Below are 20,476 nucleotides of genomic sequence, written 5' to 3'. Positions count from 1 at the left end.
GCTTGCACTCTCTGCTGAATAGAGAAGTGCGGGTTTCGGGAGAGTGGAAATGGGCAATATTTTTCAGACAGAAGAACAAAAGAACATATTTATTTCCTCTCTTTTGTCTTTTTGTTCTTCTGTCTGAAAAATAAATCTGCATCATCTGCGTCTGAAAAATGGTGTATAGTCTGTTCCAATACACCCGTTTTTAGCATAAGATGTCATTTGGGAATCGTTGAGAATCCCAGTTTCTCCAGTCCTTTCTGCACATCCGGATGACTCATGAAGAGCTTCCACAGCAGCCCCGACCGGTAATTCTCAATCATCACGGCTATCGGGCCCTGGTCGATGGCGAGGTAGCGTCGGGGATACCAGTTGTCCGTCTGGCTGAAGGCATCATAGAAGCCATAGGGTCCGAAGACTTTATCGCCCATCTCGTAGAGATGCCGCATCACCTGCAGCGACTGTTCCGGGGTATAGACGATGGATGACAAGGCGGCAGTTGGAGAGATGACTCCCTGGTCGTCGCGTTCGTTGGGAGCGTGGGCGGCATATCCGTTGACGGAGTAGCTGGCTGTCAGTCCCCAGCAGTCGGGCCCGAAACCTTTGTAGTGCTTGGGGTTGCGGACACAGTAGGCACGGTTCACAAGCGTCAGGTTACGCATCTCGTCGAAGTAGTTGGCGCAGTATTCATCCTTCAGCCCGATGGGGTCGAGGCCGAGGAACGAGTATTGTGCCCAGAAGAGCGGTCCGGCTTCTGTGCCTTGATAGCGCAGATGCAACTCGATATTCTCCACTTTATGAGGGTCTACAATGGCCCCGTTCTGCGCCCAGCCCTCGTGATAGACTGCTGCAGGCACGCCGTGGGTAGGCGAGGCGGCGGCAAGGATATACATGATGAGGCATTCGTTGTAACCGTGTACGGGAAAGTTCATTTCCCAACCGTATTCCGGACTCCAGTGCCAATAGAGCACGTTCTGGCCGTTCTGGCGGTAGAAGTTCCAGTCCACTTCGCGCCACAGCTTGTCGATGCGGGCGGCGAGGGCTTGCTCGGCGGGCGAACCGTCGATGTAGTACTGGTGGACGGAGAGCAGCGCCTGCATGATGAAGGCTGTTTCTACCAGGTCGCCGCCATTGTCTTTCTGCCCGAAGGGTTTCACCTTGCCCGTATCGCCATACCACCAGTGTGGGTAGGCACCGTGGAAACGGTCAGCGGTTTCGAGGAAGGAGACGATTTTCTCCATTCGTTCCAGCCCTTCCTGGCGGGTGACATAGCCGCGGTCTATACCGGCAAGTATAGCCATGATGCCGAAGCCGCTTCCACCGGACGTGATTACGTTCTGGTCGTTCTCCGGATAGACACCGTCCATGTGGATGCGTTCGCGTGCCAGTCCGCTGTTGGGCTCGGCACCTTCCCAGAAGTAGTTGAAGGTACGGCGCTGTACGGTGTCCATCAAGGCATCGTCGCTCAGCCGGTCTTCTTTGGCGGCGGGGCTTTTGCATTGCGTGAAACCGAGCAACAGCAGGAACAATAATAAACAGTATTGTATTTTCATTGTACCAATGCTTACTTGTTTTTTTATCATTTACTTATCTATATTCATTGCACGGTCAATTCAACAAGTATAGGACAGTGGTCGGAAAGGTAGCTGTTCTCCGGTTTGTCTTGGATAACGCGGTAGCGGTCTATCTTTGCGCCTTTGGTCACGAAGACATAGTCCAGCAGTACGCGTTCCTCCACCGGCAGACGGCCGAAGTCATGGAAAGACCAGGACGGACCGTAGGTGACGGCAGCTGTCTTTGCGGCATTTTCCATTCCTCCCTTTTCCAGCGTTTGCAGAGGTTCTTCACCGGGCGTACAGTTAAAGTCACCAGTGATGATGGCGGGCATGTCCGGTGCTATCTCCTTGATTTTGTCGAGAATGAGTTGCACGCCCTCTTTGCGGGCTGTCTTTCCGTCGTTGTCCAGATGGGTGTTGAAATATACAAACTTTTGTCCGTTGTTCTTTTCCTGCAGTATCGCCCAGGTGGTGACACGGTTGTAGGAAGCGTCCCAGCCCTTGATGCCGATAGTTTCGGGTTGCTCGCTGAGGGAGAAATTGCCGTATTCCACCAGTGTAAACCGGTCGGTCCGGAAGAATATCGGGCAGTATTCGCCTGCTTCCTTGCCGTCGTCGCGCCCCACACCGAGTGCTGTGTATTGCGGCAGCCCGCGTTTTAGGTCTTCCATTTGGTTGTGAAGCACTTCCTGCATGCCCAGCAAGTCGGGGCTGTAGTAGGCTATCATACGGCAGGCGTCACCCTTGCGGTAATTCCAGTTGTTTACACTGTCCGAAGGAATATCCAGGCGGACATTGAACGTCATCACTTCCAGCGGCTGTCCGTTCTGTGCGGAGGGCTGGCTCTTGCAGCTGCCAAGGAGCAGAATGCTGCAAAAACAAAGGAGTAAAGTAGTATATCTCATGTTTTCTTGTTTTTAGAGTGCAATATTAAATATTTTATTTTATTTCAGTGTCAGTCGGGCTGTCTTTTCTGCCTGGCTGCTGCCACCTATCATCACATCGAAATCTCCCGGCTCGGCCACGTGGTTGAGGTCGTAGTCGTAGAAGCGGAGCAGCTCAGGGGTAATCTTGAAGGATACGGTCTTGCTTTCGCCCGCTTTCAGGAACACCTTTTCAAAGCCTTTCAGCTCGCGTACGGGGCGGGTAATGCTGCCTACGAGGTCGCGGATATAGAGCTGCACGACTTCTGCGCCGTCACGTTTGCCGGTATTGGTCACGGTGACTACGGCAGTGGTGGAGCCATTTTGTCCCATGACCGGGGTACTGAGGGCGATGTCGCTGTACTGGAAAGTGGTGTATGAGAGCCCGTAGCCGAAGGGATACAGCGGTTCATTGTCCACATCCAGATAGTTGCTGCGGAACTTCTCGAACCAATTGCCGGCAGCCAGCGGGCGACCGGTATTCTTGTGGTTGTAGAATAAAGGTATCTGCCCTACGTTCTTCGGGAAAGTCATGGTCAGCTTACCGCTTGGGTTCACGTCACCGAACAGTACGTCGCCGATGGCGTATGCCGCTTCACTGCCACCGAACCATACGTTCAAGATAGCGGGCACATGTTCCTGCTCCCAGGTGAGCGTCAGCGGCCGGCCGGTGAAGAGGGTTAGTACAACGGGCTTTCCGGTCTTCAGCAAGGCCTCCAGCAGGGTGCGTTGCACGTCGGGGATGCCGAGGTCGGTACGGCTCGAGCTTTCACCGCTCATTTCGGAAGACTCGCCCAGGGCGGCTACAATCACGTCGGCACCGGAGGCCACCTTCAAAGCTTCGTCCAGCAGTTCCTTATCCGTACGGTTGTCCCGGCTCAGCGATCGGCCGAATAGGGTGGCGCGTTCCTCGTAGGCTACATCACCGATGAGGTTGCTGCCTTTGGCGTAGGTGATGTTCACCCGGCCGGCTGTCATTTCTTTCAATCCTTCGTACAGAGAGGGATAGTCGTCCAGGCGTGCGGCAACACTCCAGGTACCGGGCATGTTGCTGCGGGTATTGCCCAGGGGGCCGATGACGGCGACGGTGCCTTGCTTCTCCAAAGGAAGGACGGGACGAGAAGACTTCTTGCCTTGTCCCTCAAAAGGTTCGTTTTTCAGCAGCACAAAGCTTTCGGCGGCAATCCGGCGTGCGGCGTCGCGGTGCTCGCGCGTGAAGATGTCGCGTGCGGGACGGCTGAGGTCGCAGTATTTGTAAGGGTCATCGAACAGCCCTAACTTGTATTTCGCTTCAAGGATGCGGCGGCAGGCTGCATCCAGCGTCTTCATGGTTATTTTGCCTTCGGTGAGCGACTTTTTCAACGTGCCCACGAAACCTTCGCTCACCATATCCATGTCCACACCGGCGTTGAGCGCACGAGCGGAAACGGTCTGCAGGTTGCCGATTCCGTGTTCCACCATTTCGGAGATACCGGTAAAGTCGGTCACCACAAAACCGTTGAAGCCCCATTGTTTGCGCAGCACGTTTGTCATCAGCCAGTGGTTGGCGGTGGCGGGCACGCCGTCCACTTCGTTGAAGGAGGCCATCACACTACCCACTCCGGCGCGGACGGCTGCTTCATAGGGGTACATGTATTCGTTGAACATGCGGTTGCGGCTCATGTCTACGGTGTTGTAGTCGCGTCCGGCTTCTCCGGCACCGTACAGTGCGAAGTGCTTGACGCATGCCATGATTTCGTCGTTCCGTGTCAGTTGGTCGTTCAGGTCTTTTCCCTGATACCCCAACACCATGGCACGGGCGATGGCGCCTCCGAGGAACGGGTCTTCGCCCGAACCTTCGGATACACGTCCCCAGCGCGGGTCACGGCTGATGTCTACCATCGGGCTGAAGGTCCATGAGATACCGTCGGCACTGGCTTCTGTAGCGGCTATGCGGGCAGACTGCTTGATGGCTGCCATATTCCACGTGCAGGAGAGGCCGAGGGGGATGGGGAAGATGGTCTCATAGCCATGTATCACATCCATGCCGAACAGCAGGGGGATGCCCAGGCGGGAGTTCTCTACGGCCAGTTTCTGTACGTCGCGTATCTTGGCCACTCCTTTCAGATTGAAAAGCCCTCCCACGAGCCCCTGCTCAATCTTCTTGGCCACGTCGCTGCTCTTTGCCTGACCGGTGGTGATTTCTCCGGTCACGGGCAGGTTGAGCTGGCCGATTTTCTCTTCCACAGTCATCCGGCCCATCAGTGCGTCGATGAAGCGGTCCATGTCCTGCGGAGATTTCTGCGCCTGCACGGTGGCGGTGCCACCTATTAAAGCGGTTGCGAGCAGCAGACTTGTTCTCTTGAAAATTTTCTTCATATTCATATTGAATTAATTGTTTGTAAGTATGTTCCCTTCATTGTTTTTAGATTGCCGTCACTCTATTGCAGTGGCGCTATGACTTCTTTGCAACGGTGCTGCAATATCTCTGCAGTGATACTGCAAACGGTTTGCAGCGCTACTGCAACTGCTTTGCAGCGACACTGCAACTGTTGTGCAGTGCTACTGCAACACCTTTGCAGTGCCACTGCAAAAAGTTTGCAGCTCTTTGCAGTAGCAATGCTTTGATTGCAAGTAAGTTATGAAACAGACCTTTTGCCATTGATTGGGCCGGCTGTTTCCTTTGGCCGGGTATCAATAGTCGGGGTTCTGCACCAGTACTCCGTTCGATTTGTCTATCTCTGTCTGGGGCAGAGGCAGCAGCGCATTCTTGTCTTGGTAATTCTTTCCGGCAGCTTGCAGCACTTCTTTGGCAATGCCCCAGCGCACGAGGTCGTAGAAGCGGTCGGGTTCCAGTGCCAGCTCTACGCGGCGTTCGTGGCGAATAGCGTCACGCAGCACAGACTGGCTGGCAGATTCTACCTTCGGAAGCACGTCTGCCAGTGTGCCGCGGGCATGGGCGCGTACTTGTTCCAGATACCCGGCGGCTTCGCCCGTTAGCCCTTTCTCGTTGGCGGCTTCGGCAGCCATCAGTAACACGTCCGGGTAGCGGATGAGGCGGATGTTTACCCAGAAACCCATGCGGGTGTACTTGCGGCGCAGTGTCGGGTCCGTGTAGGCCTTCTTGTTGAAGTAGGCACCCATGGCGGTGGATACGGGTGACTCGCCATAAGGCTGGTTGGTGTTCTCCGGTGTGATGGGCTCGTCCGTGCTGCGGCGGAAGTAGAGCAATGTGGCGTTCCGGCGCGGGTCGCCCGGTTCAAAAGCTTCTCCCATCAGTTTGGTGGCCATGTGCCAGCCCCATCCCAGGTCCCACTCGCCGGCTCCGCGCACCCCTTGCACCTGGCAGAACTGGCTGCCGATGCTGGCATCCTCTTTCATGGCATCGGTGGCTTCGCATTGCAGTTCGAAGATGCTCTCACCGCAATTCTCCCCTTCTACGGTGAAGACTTTGTCGACCGGTGTATTCAGGTTGTAGATGCCCGACTTTATCACTTCGGTGGAGGCTGTGTACATATTGTCCCAATCGTTCCGCATCATATAGGTGCGTGCGTGCAGGGAGCGTGCGGCGCCCCAGGTCAGCCGTCCCGTATAGTCGCTGTCCCACCGCAGGGGCAGGCATTCTTCGGCTTCGGTCAGGTCTTTGTCAATCTGTTCGTATATCTTTTCCGCCGTGGTCTTGGGCACGTTGGCATCGGAGGCTTCCACTACCTTGATGGTGACCAGCGGCACTTCGCCAAAGGCGCGTACCAGGTTGAAGTAGCACCAGGCACGGAAAAAGAGCGCTTCGCCACGGTTGCGGATGGCTTCGGTGTCGTCCTTGTGTCCGCTCTTCTCAATGTCGTCCAGGATTTCGTTGCACTGGTAGATGATTTTGTAGTTCTGTCCCCAATAGGCACTCAGAGGGCCGTTGGAGGCAGTGTATTCGAAGTCGTCCCACATGGCGGCCTCGTTGCTGCCGTCGCCGGCATCACTGCCTTTCTCGGAGTCCTCGCTGCGCACCATGTGCACCATAAAAGCAGGAATACCGGCAGTGATGTCGTACGAGCGCATCAGGTAGTAGACGTTGAATATCTTCCCGCCTACAAGGGCGTTAGGAGAGTCATCTTCCGTGAACTGCCCCAGCGGGTCGCGGTCCAGGAAGTCGTTGCAGGATGTCAGTGAGAGGGCTGTTGCACCCACCAGCAATGTAAATATGTATTTTATCAGTTTCATAAATTTATATTTTTCATTCCCCGTTTCCTTTGAAGGGGTCGGGGGAGGTTTGAAGTTACTCTTTCTTATTTAGGGGAGAGGCTTTTAGAACGTCAGATTAAATCCGAACGTATAAATCGCCGGCATCGGATAACTGCCGTCGTCCACCCCGAAAGCGATGGCCGATCCGCCCAGTTCCGGGGTATATCCGGTGTTGTGCTTCCAGGTCTTCAGGTTCTGTATGTTCACGTAGAGCTTCAGTGCCTGCATGCCTATCTTCGAAATCAGCGCCTTGTCGAAGTTGTATGCCAGCGACATGTTACGGATGCGGAAGAACGAGCCGTCCTCTATGTAATACTCGGAGTTCAGATTGTTGATGGTATGCTTGGTGTTCAGCAGTGGCTGGGTGTTGCTGGTACCCTCGCCGTGCCAGCGGTCCATGCGTTGCTCCATGAAGTTGAACTGGCTCCAGTTGTAGTTGTCCCACGTGCGGTAAATCTGATTGCCGCCCTGCCCCATCATGTCAACGGCAAGCTCCCAGTTCTTGTAGCCCAGGCCGAGCGTGAAGCCGTAGGTGACATCGGGTGTAGGATTACCAATCATCGTACGGTCTGCCGTGGTGATTTCACCGTCACCGTTCACGTCGCGGAATTTCAGGTCGCCCGGGGTGACGGTTGCCAGTGTGTTCTTGGGAGAGTGCTCAATCTCCTCCTGGGTCTGGTAGACGCCTTCCACCTTGTAGCCGTAGAAGTAGCCGATGGGGTATCCTGCCATTGTGTAGCTCTGCTGCTTGTCTCCGGCTATGATGGAGTAGCCTTCCTGCACGAGGCTCAGTACCTTGTTCTTGATGGTGGCAAGGTTCATACCGATGTTGTAGTTCCAGTCGCCTATCCGGTCGCGCCAGCTCAAGGCAAGCTCTACGCCCGAATTCTCGATGGAGCCGAGGTTTCCGATACCCGGTACGGTGCCCGAGATGCCCGGCACTTCGGCCAGCAGGTCTTTGGTTTTCTTCTTGTAGTACACCCCTTCAAAGTGCAGGCGGTTGCGGAGGAAGTTGGCTTCTGCACCGGCTTCCCAGGCTTCCACCTTCTCCCAGCGCAGTTTGGGGTTGGGCAGGTAGGCAAGCTGGTAGCCCGGATAGATGGCAGACGGGGTACCGAACACGGCGGAGTAGGCATTCGTCAGCAACGGTTCGGCGGGATAGGCACGATCCAGGTTCTGGTTGCCCAGTGTGCCCCATGAGCCTTTCAGTTTCAGCATGTCCAGCCAGGTGATGTCCTTCATCCATGCTTCCTCGCTCATCAGCCAGCCCAGGCCGACGGAGTAGAAGTTCTGCCACTGGTTGCCGGTGTAGGAGAAGGCGGAAGAACCGTCGCGGCGGTAGGAGCCGTTGAACAGGTACTTGCCCTTGTAGTTGTAGAGCACGCGTGCCAGCACGGACACGGTGGAGCGCTCCCACTGCGTACTGCCGTTGGTGGCGGTGGCTGCGTCACCGATACTTACGTACCATTTGTCGGGATTGTCCGGAATGACCAGGCCTACCCCTTGGGTACGGGCGCCGTTCAGATTCTCGAGCTTGTTGTAGTAGGTGGTGAAACCGGCTGTGGCCGTCACGCTGTGGTCTCCCCAGGAGTTGGTGTAGGTCAGCAGATAGTCGCTCTGTACCTTCATTTCCGTTTCTTTGGCTTGGGACACTCCGGTCTTGCCGTTGCCCAGCGTGGCTATGTCTCCCTCGACGCTTGCGTCATATACCTGGATAACCGGGGTGTATGTCCGTGTGCTGTTCGAGGCATAGTCCAGGGAGAACATGGCCTTGAACTGGAAGTGTTTCAGGAAATCCCATTGCCCGTACACGTTGCCCGAGCCACGGTAGTTCTCGGCTTTCGTGGTATTCGCCTTCAGGTCTACGTCCACCATCGGGTTGTTCATCTGTGCCTTCTGGAATCCGGGCAGTGAGGTGTAGAGGCCGTACTCGGAGTTGAATACATGCGCCACCGGAGCTGCGCGCAGGGCTGTAGCCACACTCTTCGTGTCGGCGGGCAGCATGCGTGCCCCGTTGAATTGGAAACCTACCTTGAGGTTGTCCGTCACTTTATAGTCGTTGCTGATGTTCAGCGTGATTTTGCTGTACTTCTCGTGCTTGATGTTGCCTTGCTCGTAAGCATAGCCCGCACCGAGATAGAAGCTGTTCTTGTCCGAGGCACCCGTGATGCTGATGTTGTTGTTGGTGATGAACCCAGTCTGGAAGATTTCATCCTGCCAGTTGGTGTTTCCCGTCCAGTCCGAGAAGTTGTATTCCGGGTTGCCTTCATTCCTCAACTGTTCGTTGTACAGCAGTTTGAAGCCTTCGGCATCCGTCAGTGCAATTTTGTCGGTGATGGACTTGAAACCGAACGAGCCGTTGATATTGACGCGTGTCTGTCCCTCTTTCGCCTTCTTGGTGGTGATGATAATCACGCCGTTGGCACCGCGCACACCGAAGATGGCGAGCGACGACGGGTCTTTCAGTATCTCCATGGATTCGATGTCCTGCGGATTCAGGAAGTTGATGTTGTCGTTGAACAGTCCGTCCACCACATAGAGTGGCTTGTAGCCGTTGATGGAGTTTGTTCCGCGTACACGGATTTCCGGGTCGGAGCCTGCCTTGCCGGAGTTTATCACCTGCACGCCGGCAATCTTTCCTTGCAGTGCGGATACGGGGTTGACCACCGGCTTGTTGGCGATTTCGTCGCCTTTAATGTTGGTGATGGAGCCCGTAAGGTCTCGCTTCTTGGCGCTGCCATAACCGATGACAACGGTTTCGGCCAGCATCTGCGAGTCGTCTTTCATCTGGACGTTGATTACCGACTGGCTGCCTACCTTGACAGCTTGCTTCACCATGCCTACATAGGAAAAATCCAATGTGTTCTCCGGGGTGGCCTGGATGGAGTACCGGCCGTCTATGTCGGTAATCACGCCATTGGAGGTTCCCTGCACCAATACGGTGGCACCAATCAGCGGGTCACCCAGGGCATCGGTCACGGTACCGGTTACTGTTTTCTCCTGCGCTGATGCGGCGACACTTGCCAGCAGGCACACCGTCAGAAATAGGTTTCTCAGTCTTCCGGTTTTCTTCTTGGGAAGGTTTAGGTTCTTCTTCATTACATTGATTTTTTAGTGGATAAATCATTCAGTTTCTCCTCTGAACAATCAAAATGCAAAAAAGATTTGGTGACGGTGTTAAAAAAGGGCAGCCCGGTTTTCGCGGACTGCCCTCTTACCTAAAAGCAAAACTATACCTATTTCAACTCAAAACTCGTAGTCTTTACATCGCGGCTGTTGGGTCCAATCATTACATGGAACTCGCCGGGTTCGTATACATACTGTATGTCGTAGTTGTAGAACTTCAGCAATTCGGGGGTAATGGTGAAGGTCACCTGCTTGCTTTCGCCTTTTTTCAGGTGGATGCGCTCGAAGCCTTTCAGCTCTTTCACGGGGCGGGTAATGCTGCCCACCAAGTCGCGGATATAGAGCTGTACGATTTCATCTGCATCGTAGTTACCCGTATTGGTTACGGTTACGGAAGCGGTCAGCTTGCCGTCCGCATTCAGTTGCTTGGAGCTGAGCGTGATGTCACTGTACTGGAAGGTGGTGTAGCTCAAGCCATAGCCGAAAGGATACAGCGGGTCGTTGCTCACATCCAGGTAGTTGCTGCGGAACTTCTCGAACCATTTGCCTTCTTTCAGAGGACGTCCGGTATTCTTGTGGTTGTATGCCATAGGCAACTGGCCTACATTCTGCGGGAAGGTGGTGGTCAGCTTACCGCTGGGGCAAACGTCTCCGAACACTACATCGGCAATGGCATCGGCAGCTTCGCTACCTCCGAACCATACATTCAGGATGGCGGGGACATGCTTATCCTCCCAAGTCAGCACTACGGGACGTCCGGAGAACAATACCAATACTACGGGCTTGCCCGTTTTCAGCAATGCTTCCAGCAGGTGTCGCTGTGCGTCCGGCATTTCCAGTTCGGAACGGCTGCTGCTCTCACCACTCATCTCGGAAGACTCGCCGAGAGCGGCTACGATGACATCGGCTTGTGCGGCTACTTTCAGGGCCTCGTCCAGCAGTTCTTGGTCATTGCCGCGGGGCAGTTCACGGCCGAACATCGTGGCGCGTGTCTGGTAGTCGGCATCGTACATCAAGTTGCTGCCTTGTGCATAGAGAATGTTGGCCTTGGAGCCGACAGCATTCTTGAAACCTTCCAATAGGGTGCTGTATCTGTCTGCCGTGGCTGCCACACTCCAAGTACCCGGCATGTTGGCGCGGGTGTTGGCAAGCGGGCCAATCAAGGCGATGTTGCCTTTGCGCTGCAAGGGCAGCAGGTTGTCCTGGTTCTTCAGCAGTACGAATGTCTCTGTGGCAATCTGGCGGGCGATGGAACGGTGTTCGGGAGTGAACACTTCTTTTTCGGCACGCTTCACGTCACAGTATTTGTACGGATTGGCAAACAATCCCAGCTTGTATTTGGCCTCCAGGATGCGTCGACAGGCTTTGTCAATGTCGGCTTCGGTCACTTTGCCTTCTTTCAGAGACTTTTCCAGTGTGCCGATAAATCCGTCGGCTACCATGTCCATGTCTGTTCCGGCGGTCAGGGCACGTGCGGATACTTCCTGCAGGTCGCCGATTCCGTGGTCTATCATTTCGGAGATGGCTGTATAGTCTGTCACCACGAAGCCGTCGAAGCCCCATTGGTTGCGCAGTACGTCGGTCAGCAGCCAGTGGTTGGCAGTGGCGGGTACTCCGTCAATTTCATTGAAGGAGGTCATTGCGCTACCCACACCGGCTTCTACGGCAGCCTTGTAGGGAGGGAAGTATTCGTTGAACATACGGTTGCGGCTCATATCCACCGTGTTGTAGTCGCGGCCGGCTTCTCCGGCGCCATACAGTGCGAAGTGCTTTACGCAAGCCATTATCTCGTTGTTGGCACTCATATCCTTGCCCTGATAACCGCGAATCATGGCTTGTGCAATGGCTGAACCCAGGAAGGGGTCTTCACCGTTGCCTTCTGATACACGTCCCCAACGGGCATCGCGGCAGATGTCCACCATCGGGCTGAACGTCCAGCAGATACCGTCTGCACTCGACTCAATGGCGGCGATACGGGCCGATTTCTCTATAGCCTCCATGTCCCAACTGCACGAGAGTGCCAAGGGGATGGGGAATACCGTTTCGTAACCGTGAATCACGTCCATACCGAACAGCAAGGGGATGCCCAGGCGGCTGTTCTCTACGGCAAGTTTCTGCACTTCGCGGATGTTCTTCACGCCTTTCAGGTTGAACAGACCTCCGACTTCACCGTTGCGGATTTTACCGGCAACGTCGCTGCTCTTGGCTTGTCCGGTGACGATGTTTCCCGTTACCGGCAGGTTGAGCTGACCGATTTTCTCGTGCAGCGTCATTTTGCCCATCAGCTCCGTAATGAATTTATCCATCTCCTGCGGATTGCCTTGGGATGTGTTTTCTTTGGGCGTTGCCGTCACGGTGAGGGCAGAGAAAGCCAAGGCTGCTAATAATGTGTATTTCTTCATATGATATAATTTTGATTATCCCCTCCGGCCCCCTGAAGGGGGAGGGGAATAGTGATATAGAAATTCAACTTAAGCTTAGCTGCTCCATCATGTCGCATACTAACTTCAATCGTAAATCCCTAAGCCTTAAATCCCAGCTTCTGCAATCCTTCCTGAACCTCGGGACAGCTCATGAAGAGTTTCCACAACAAGCCGGAACGATAGTTCTCAATCATCGGGGCAATGGTGCATTGGTCGATGGCAAGATAGCGGGGCACCGTCCAGTCACTTCCCTCGGAGAAGGCATCGTAGAATCCGTACTTGCCCCAAATCCAGTCGCCTTTGGAATAGAAATACTTCAGTGCACGCATGGATTCCTCCGGTGTGTAGGGAAAACTGGACAAGGCTGCTGTCGGTGTGATGACACCATGGTCGTTGTCGCCCGGGCAGTGGGCTGCATAGCCTTTGGTAGAGTAGCTGGCGGTCAGTCCCCAGCAGTCCTCGCCGTAACCTTTGTATTGTTTGGGATTCTCCACGCAGTAGCGGTAGTTGGAGAGGGCATGGTTGCGCACCACGTTCCAGTAGTTGGCATAGCGGTCGCTCAGGTTGCGCGGGTCCAGACCGATGTGCGAGTATTGTGCCCAGAACAAGGGACCGCCCAGTTTCTCGGCTCCGTTGTGTTTCAATTCCAAAGGCAGGCCGTAGGGGGCAGAGTCGGACTTGATGCCGCCGCCGCGTGCCCAGCCGTTGTGGTAGGCTGAAGCCGGAACGGGATAAGTGGGGGAGGAGGCTGCGAGCACATACACAATCAATGCTTCGTTGTAGCCTTCCAGCGGGAAGTTCATTTCCCAGTTGTATTCGGGAGACCAGTGCCAGTAGATGACATCCTTGCCATTCTGATACCAGCTGAACTCCATCTCTTTCCACAATTGGTCAATCTTCTCTACCAGCGCCTTTTCCTGCTCGTTGCCGTCGCGGAAGTATTGGCGTACGCAAAGCAAGCTTTGCATCAGGAAGCAGCTTTCCACCAAGTCTCCGCCGTTATCTTTTTGTCCGAAAGGTTTCACCTTGCCGGTAGGGCCGTACAACCAATGGGGCCATACGCCGTGGAAGCGGTCGGCGCGTTTCAGGTAATCGGCAATCTTGGTCAGGCGCTTCACGCCTTCTTCCCTGGGGATGAAGCCGCGTTCGATGCCTACCAGCAGTCCGGCTATACCAAATCCGCTGCCGCCGGTGGTGACAACATTCTGGTCCTTTTCGGGATAATCCCCATCCAGGTGGATGCGTTCGCGTGCCAGTCCGGAGGTCGGTTCCGCACCGTCCCACATGTAGTTCAAATGTACCTTCTGGATGTAATCAAGCATTTCGTCATCCGAAGCGAATGATTCGGGACGTACTTCCTCTGTGTCGGGCTTTTCCTCTTTTCCGTTCTCTTTCCCGTTTTCCTTCAAGTCGGAAGAGCAGGATGCACAGCCCGCCAATGTGGAAATCAGGAACAAAGCCAGCACATGTATCATTATTGGTTTTTTCATATCTTTATTTCTTGTGTTTAATTTTTTGTCGTCTTGCACAATGGCGAGCGGCCGTTTTCGTTCAGCGCCTCGATGGTGAAGTAATAGTCCGTGTCCGCATCCAGTCCGCGGAAGTCATATTCCGTCTGTCCCAGTACCGTGATGGCATTGTACATCTTGCCTTCGGCGGTGCCGTAGTAGATGTTGTAGCCATAGGCGCTTGCTTCGGGTTGCCAGGAGATAAGGGCATTCCGGCGGTCTTTCCTGTCACGTTTCACAGTCAGTCCTTTCACGGCTTGCGGGACATCGCCGTCACCGTTCCCGAAGACGCGGAAGCCGGACAAGGCGACATTTCCCGTAGGCATGTGCACATTCTCGTATTTCAGATAACGGGCACGCAACGGCTCGTTGAGCTCGATGTAGTCGTGCGGACAATCCTTGTCACTGTCGCTCTTGTCTATGACCAATGTCCATTCTTTTCCGTCTTCGGAAGCAAAAATACGGTATTGGTGATAAATATCCATGGCACGGTTGTATTGAACCGCTTTATGGTCGTAGAAGTTCAACTGCACGGCACGTACATTCTTTGTACTGCCCAGGTCTATCCCGGCCCATTCGCCGGGGTTGCCGGAACGGGCTGCCCAGTAGGTGCGCATACTTTCGTCCGTCAGGTTGGAAGCTGCATGGATGCTATCCGTAGATGATACCTCCACCGGTTTGCCGTAGGACAGAAGCATCCATCCCGTGAAACGCTCTGCAGGGTTCTTTACGTCCATCGGTGCTGCCCAGTTGGGATAATCGCCGAAGGCAGTGGACGAATACATGACACCATCCTTGTCGAAAGCCACCGGATAAAGACCGATGCGGCGTTCGAACTTGTACTTCAGGGAGAGCATGCAGGTGGCCACGTGCCAGTAATTGCCTTTCACGTCGCAGAACGTGCCTCCATGACCGGCACCTTGCACATAACCGCCCGGCTTGTAGCACATCGGGTTATGCTTCTGGTAGACAAACGGGCCCAGCGGGGAATCCGAAACATATACGCCATCGGCATAGACTTTGAATTCAGTGCCCGGAGCACCATATTGGAAATAATATTTGCCATTGTGTTTGGTCATGTAAGCGCCCTCTGTGAATGGGCGGAGTGTCACTTCATCGTCATTGTTCATGCCGAAACGTTCCCAGCCGTGTTCTTCGGGGCGGAGCATCATCACGTCGTGAATCTTGCTGATGGGATAGAAATCATTCCGGTCCAGTTCCACCGCCTTTAGCGGATATTCATTGCTGGAGCCATAATACATATACAGTCTGCCGTCATCGTCCAGAAACATGCAGGGGTCCCATGTGGGAAGCACATTCTTTTCGATGGCACGTTTGAAACGTCCCGTTTTGGGGTGTGTGCTGTACCACACGGCAAGGCCTTCGTAGGTGGAGCCGGTATAGAACAGCGTGTCACCGCTTACATAGGCTGCCGGTGCGCACTGGTCGTCGTCCGTAGGCTTGCGTTGGAAGCCGGCAGGAACGAAATCCCAATCCACCAGGTTCTTGGAATAGTGAAAACCGCCCTGGTTGGTGGAGAACAGAAAGTATTCTCCCTTGTATTCCACCGCCATCGGGTCGGCAGAGGAACGGAACGAACCGTTGGGACGCACATTGTTGTTGAAAGGCTCGAAATTGTAACTGATGTTCATCGGATTGCAGAAGGTGCGCGACAGAGGCGCCTGTGGGTCATACCACCGGGTCGCCTGGGCGGGACGGCGGATTGCGGTTGCCTTGTGTACCTCTTCTTCCATCACTACCTCAATATCGGTTTCATCCAGTGCCAGGATTCTGTTCACTATCTTTTTCCCGGGATAGTAGACATACAGGTGCACGTCGTTCTTCGCTCCTTTGATGGCAAAGCTGCCGTCGTGGGCAGTGGTATTGTGCATGGGACTTGCGAAGAACATGACTGTGGCGCCTGTGAGTGGCTGGCGGTTGGTGTCCAGTACGTGTCCTTTTACGATACGGTCTTGGGTTACAGTGATATAATAGTCACTGACTTGCCCCTTCACCACTTTGATGGAATCGTCAGGGGTTGCCTTTGCCGTCAGAGCGGCAAAGGCTATTCCACAACTGATTAGGAATCTTTTTACCATATTGGAGCGGATTTATTCGGCAATTCCGTCAATGGGTTCCAGCTTCAGGTCGGGAAGGTCGTCCAACTGGTTGGCTGGTATGGGCCAATAAGTCTTTTCTGCTGTCCATCCTTTGGGACCGAGTACGGTGGCGGCATCGCCGGTACGCACCAAGTCCACATAACGGGCACACCATTCGCCGCAAAGCTCCATCCGGCGTTCGTCCATCACGTCTTTCAGGGTAACACCGGTTTTGGTGCTCATGCCTGCACGCCGGCGCACTTCGTTGTAGCCTGCGTCTCCATCCTTGCCCAGTCTGACTTTGGCTTCGGAGTTCATCAGCAGCACTTCGGCATAGCGGATGATACGCACATTGTTGTTGGCTCCGTAGGTCGTACGTGGAAGAGTCATCTGATTGTAGGGAAGGTAACCTTTGCCGTTCCAACAGTCGGTCTTGGTGGCCGATGTGGGACCTACCTGCCAACCCTCGCGCGTCTTGCTCAGGGCTTTCAGGAAAGAAGTTTCGGCACGCACACCTTCGCCACGGGCTTCGGCCCATGCCACGAACTCGGGTTCATAGCCTATGAAATTCCAGCCGCCTATGGACTTGGTGCCTTCGGCTTGCTTGTAGCTGATGGTACCGTCTGCGTTCACTACTTCATCATACCTCTCTGCCATGTTCGGACCCTGGAAATTGAACCATTGGTCTACGCCCAGGTAATCGCCAGAACCATTGCCGTAGTCTGTTACCTGGCATTCGAACAAAGATTCGTCACACAACTTTCCGGGAATTTTGAACAGCTGGTAGAAGTCGTCGTAGAGACGGAATCCACCGTTCTTGATGATGTCATCGGTCAGTGTCTCCACTTGTGCATAGTCTCCTTTCAGCAGATAGATGCGGGCGGCCAATGCTTGGGCGGTAAAGGCTGTCACGGCTCCCTTGTGTTCCATCTGGTTGGGACGCATGCGGGGCAGTTTGTCGATGGCGTAGTTCAAATCTTCCAGCATATAATTATATACGGCCTCTACGGTAGAACGGCGAAAATCGGTCTGCAGGTTGTCACGGTAGATGACGGTGGGACCGAAATTGGTCACCAGACAATAGTAAGCCCATGCACGGATGGTACGTACTTCGCCGCAATAGGATTCGTAGGTTTTGTAATCTTCGCTTCCTGCAGCAAGATATTCGGCATAACCGTCGAGGCTTTGCAGGGCGGCATTGGTGATGCGGATGATGTCGTAGAAGTTCATCCATACCTGGTTCAGTGCCCAGAATGAGTTGTTGTAGTTGAACTTGCGTCCGAAGGCCACGGCATCGCCCTGGTCATCGGTACGGCCCGACCACACGTCACCGTCGCGGGTGAACATCAATAGTGCGTTGCACCAGTGCATGCCCTGTGTGCGTACTTTGGAGTAGGCACCCACTACGGGTTGGTACATATTGTTCTTGTTGGTAAAGTCCACGCCTTGTTCGGGAACTTTGTTCTCCGGATCGATTTCTATGAAATCGGTGCAAGCGGTAGCTCCTCCCAGTACCATCATGGCCGGAAGTATATATGCGAATGTTTTCTTTAAGAATTTCATTGTTTTACGTTTTAGGGTTTAGAAATCTATTTGCACTCCGAAAGTATAGGTTGAAGTCAGAGGGTATACTTCGGTATCCCAACCTTCGGCATCCGACACTTCAGGTGTGAAGCTGTTGGCCTTGAAGGTAGTGAAGGGGCGGTCGGCCGTCAATGAGAGGCGGAGTCCCGGCATCACGTAGCTGCCTATCTTCAAGTTCTTGAACGAGTAGCCCAGCGTGATGTTCTGGATGCGGAAGTAATCGGAGCTTTCTACGAAATAGGAAGCGTTGTTACTGTCTGATTTGTTCCAGGTTTTGAGAAGAGCCTTGGCCGACGGATGTTCGTTGGTAGAGCCTGCACCCGTCCAGCGGTTCTCATACTGTGCACGGTCAAAGTTATAGTAGTCGGCTGCATAGCGCAGGGCACGCTTACGGTTCCACAGTTCGCCGCCTGCTTGTCCGTAGGTAGTGAGGCTGAAGTCGAAGTTCTTATAAGAGAATCCGGCATTGAAGCCATAAGTAAAGCTGGGCACGTATGAGCCCAACACCTGCTTGTCGTTTCCGTCTATCACATGGTCGCCGTTCACGTCCTCGTAGATGAAGTCGCCGGGTTCCAGTCCGTTGGCCACGGCGATGGGGTCGGCAGCACATTGTTCAGGAGTCTGGTAGATGCCGATGACCTTGTAGCCATAGAATGAGTTCATCGTCTCGCCCACCATATTCACGGTCTTTCCGCCTTTGATGATTTTCATGTTTCCTTTTAGGCTTTTCACTTCGTTATGCAGATAAGAGAGATTGACGCCGATGTTGTAATTGAAGTCCTGGCCAATCTTGTCGTTCCAGTTCAAGGAGAGGTCGATACCGGTATTCAGAATCTGTCCGTTGTTGCCGGCCAGCAGCTCGCCACTCATCGGGAGCTTGGGTGAAATCACGGCGTTGTCAGTCAGACGGTAGTACCAGTCGATGTCGGCGTTCAAGCGGTTCTTCAGTGTACTGAAGTTGACGCCCACGTTGGTTTCGTTCACTACTTCCCAACCCAGCCAGCTGAAGTTGGTGGTGTTGATGAATCCGTCGATGGCGGTATTGGGACCGAATACGGACTGTACGTTCTGTATGCTTGCGAAGCCTGCACTGGCAGCAATCTTGTCGTTACCCAGCTTACCCCAGCTGGCACGCAGCTTCATGTAGTCGAAGATATTCTGGTTCTTCATAAACGGTTCTTGGGAGATGACCCATGCGGCACCGATGGAGGGGAAGTAGCCCCATTTGTCGTTGTACTTGGACGAGCCGTCGGCACGGAAGGTGAACATCAACATGTACTTGTCGTTGTAGTTGTAATTCAGTCGGGTGAAATAGGAGAGACCGCGGTATTTCCAGCCGTCGTCTTTCACCGTAGCGCCTTCCTTGTTGCCCAGTGCGATGTATTTCCACACGTCCTCACCTTCGGGCACGTTGGTGGCGGTACCTTCGAGCAGGCGGTATTGCTCTTGACGCATGGATGCACCCAGCATACCGGTAAAGGAGTGTTTGCCCCACTTGTCAGTATAAGTGGCCACGTTGTCCCATATATATTTGTAGTAGTTAGTGTTCTTTTTAGTGAGTTCGGTAACCTCTTTCTTCTGGTTGGTGCCTACATAGTAGGTAGGAGTGAACTCAGAACCGCGAATCATTGAGTAGTCGTAGCTGTAGCTACTGCGTATATTCAGCTTGTCGGGGATGAGGTTGAGCTGTGCATAGAAGTTGGTCAGCACTTGGTAGGTCTCGTTCCGGTTGTCGTAATAGTTGGCAGTGGCTACCGGATTGTTGAAGTTGTTGGTCAGGCCCACCTGCTCGGGCGATGTGTACTTCTTAGGGAACACGGCATCGTCGCGGCGGTCATCATACACCGGGATGATAGACGGTGTGTTGTATGCCTGTTGCCATGCGGCATTCTTGGGAAGCTGCTGCTGCGAGTTGCTGAATACGCCGTTGAAGCCTACTTTCAGCCATTTGCGGGCTTCGTAGTCAAGGGCGGCACGGAAGTTCAAGCGGCGGTAGTAGTTTTCCACGTCCATGATACCGTCTTGTGCCAGATAGCTCATGCCGGCAGAGTAGGTCGCTTTTTCCGTACCACCGGAGATATTCAAGCTGTGATTGGTCATCATGGCTGTGCGCAACAGTTCGTCATACCAGTTGGTATCGGCATTGAATTGCAGGTTTTCCATATTGCCTCCGAATTCGGCTACTGACTTTTCGAAAATCGACCGGTAAGCTTCCGGGTTGGCTTCCAACATCATGGTGGCATACTCGTGAGAGTTACACATCTCCAGCAGGTTGGTGGCTTTCTGAATACCTACATAACCGTTATAGGTAATCTTGGCATCCTGGTTGCGGCTTCCTTTCTTGGTGGTGATGATTACAACACCGTTGGCGGCGCGTACACCGTAGATGGCAGATGCGGATGCGTCTTTCAAGATGGTCATGTCCTGAATGTCGGAATTGTTCAGGAAGTTGATGTTGTCGTAGAACATTCCGTCCACTACATAGAGAGGAGAAGTGTCACCGAAGGAACCCATACCACGGATGGTCACTTTAGGACCTTCGCCCGGCGTTCCCGAATTGATGATGTTAACACCCGGTACCTTTCCCTGCAATGCTGCCATCGGGGAGGAGGTAGGAACATTGATAAGTTCTTTCTCTTTGACAACGTCAATCGGGGCCGTCAGGTCTTTCGCCTTGGCCGAACCGTAACCGATAACAACAACTTCTTCCAGTAGTTGTGCATCTTCACGTAGCTTTACATTAATGACGGATTGTCCCGCAGCGCTTATTTCCTGCGGCAACATGCCCAAATAGTTGAATACGAGAGTTGCGTCTTCGGGGACGCCGTTCAGTACATAGTTACCGTCGAGGTCGGTAGCTGCTCCAATAGTAGAGCCTTTTACTACAACCGTGGCTCCAATAATCGGTTCGTTGTTCTGATCAACAACAGTTCCTTTAACTGTCTTTGTTCCTTGTGCCAAAACTGTCAGTGGCAATGAGAACAAAATCATGAATAGAAGAAATAAAGTTTGCCTTCTCATAAACTAAATTTAAGAGTTAATAATTCTGCCGGCAAA

Annotated in this window: 10 protein-coding genes; all 10 read right to left on the bottom strand. The window is 53.7% G+C overall.

What is annotated here, in order from left to right; genetic code table 11:
* Nucleotides 1–203: 203 nt before the first annotated feature.
* The 10 genes from DW800_RS10615 to DW800_RS10565 all read right to left on the bottom strand — a co-directional run bounded on the left by DW800_RS10615 (nt 204) and on the right by DW800_RS10565 (nt 20,440).
* A complete protein-coding gene (locus DW800_RS10615) occupies nt 204–1,538 on the bottom strand; it encodes a glucoamylase family protein (RefSeq protein WP_117713771.1) in 1,335 nt (444 codons plus the stop codon).
* Nucleotides 1,539–1,582: 44 nt separating this feature from the next.
* Entirely contained in the window at nt 1,583–2,446 is an 864-nt protein-coding gene (locus tag DW800_RS10610; protein WP_008662722.1) for an endonuclease/exonuclease/phosphatase family protein, read from the bottom strand.
* Between the two features lie 39 nt (nt 2,447–2,485).
* Nucleotides 2,486–4,822 carry a beta-glucosidase BglX gene (gene bglX / locus DW800_RS10605; protein WP_119958055.1) on the bottom strand — a complete coding sequence of 779 codons (2,337 nt, stop codon included), beginning with the start codon at nt 4,820–4,822 and terminating at the stop codon, nt 2,486–2,488.
* 315 nt (nt 4,823–5,137) lie between these two features.
* Nucleotides 5,138–6,658, bottom strand: coding sequence for a RagB/SusD family nutrient uptake outer membrane protein (locus DW800_RS10595; RefSeq protein WP_009037721.1), 1,521 nt, complete (start codon nt 6,656–6,658; stop codon nt 5,138–5,140).
* Nucleotides 6,659–6,742: 84 nt separating this feature from the next.
* Nucleotides 6,743–9,778 (bottom strand): SusC/RagA family TonB-linked outer membrane protein, encoded by a 3,036-nt coding sequence (locus tag DW800_RS10590; RefSeq protein ID WP_119958043.1) that lies wholly within the window; start codon nt 9,776–9,778, stop codon nt 6,743–6,745.
* A 137-nt stretch (nt 9,779–9,915) separates the two neighbouring features.
* Nucleotides 9,916–12,207 carry a beta-glucosidase BglX gene (gene bglX, locus DW800_RS10585; protein ID WP_117713850.1) on the bottom strand — a complete coding sequence of 764 codons (2,292 nt, stop codon included), beginning with the start codon at nt 12,205–12,207 and terminating at the stop codon, nt 9,916–9,918.
* Nucleotides 12,208–12,326: 119 nt separating this feature from the next.
* Nucleotides 12,327–13,718, bottom strand: coding sequence for a glucoamylase family protein (locus tag DW800_RS10580; protein WP_034529406.1), 1,392 nt, complete (start codon nt 13,716–13,718; stop codon nt 12,327–12,329).
* 17 nt (nt 13,719–13,735) lie between these two features.
* A complete protein-coding gene (locus DW800_RS10575) occupies nt 13,736–15,835 on the bottom strand; it encodes a family 43 glycosylhydrolase (protein ID WP_119958042.1) in 2,100 nt (699 codons plus the stop codon).
* Nucleotides 15,836–15,847: 12 nt separating this feature from the next.
* Entirely contained in the window at nt 15,848–17,398 is a 1,551-nt protein-coding gene (locus DW800_RS10570) for a RagB/SusD family nutrient uptake outer membrane protein (protein ID WP_005830324.1), read from the bottom strand.
* An 18-nt stretch (nt 17,399–17,416) separates the two neighbouring features.
* Complete coding sequence (locus DW800_RS10565; RefSeq protein ID WP_005830322.1) at nt 17,417–20,440, bottom strand: SusC/RagA family TonB-linked outer membrane protein; 3,024 nt, start codon at nt 20,438–20,440, stop codon at nt 17,417–17,419.
* Between the last annotated feature and the right edge of the window lie 36 nt (nt 20,441–20,476).

The organism is Bacteroides sp. AM32-11AC (genome assembly GCF_003603515.1).
GTDB lineage: Bacteria > Bacteroidota > Bacteroidia > Bacteroidales > Bacteroidaceae > Bacteroides > Bacteroides uniformis.
The sequence above is the reverse complement of the archived record's forward strand: the minus strand, read 5'-3'. Positions and strand labels throughout refer to the sequence as shown.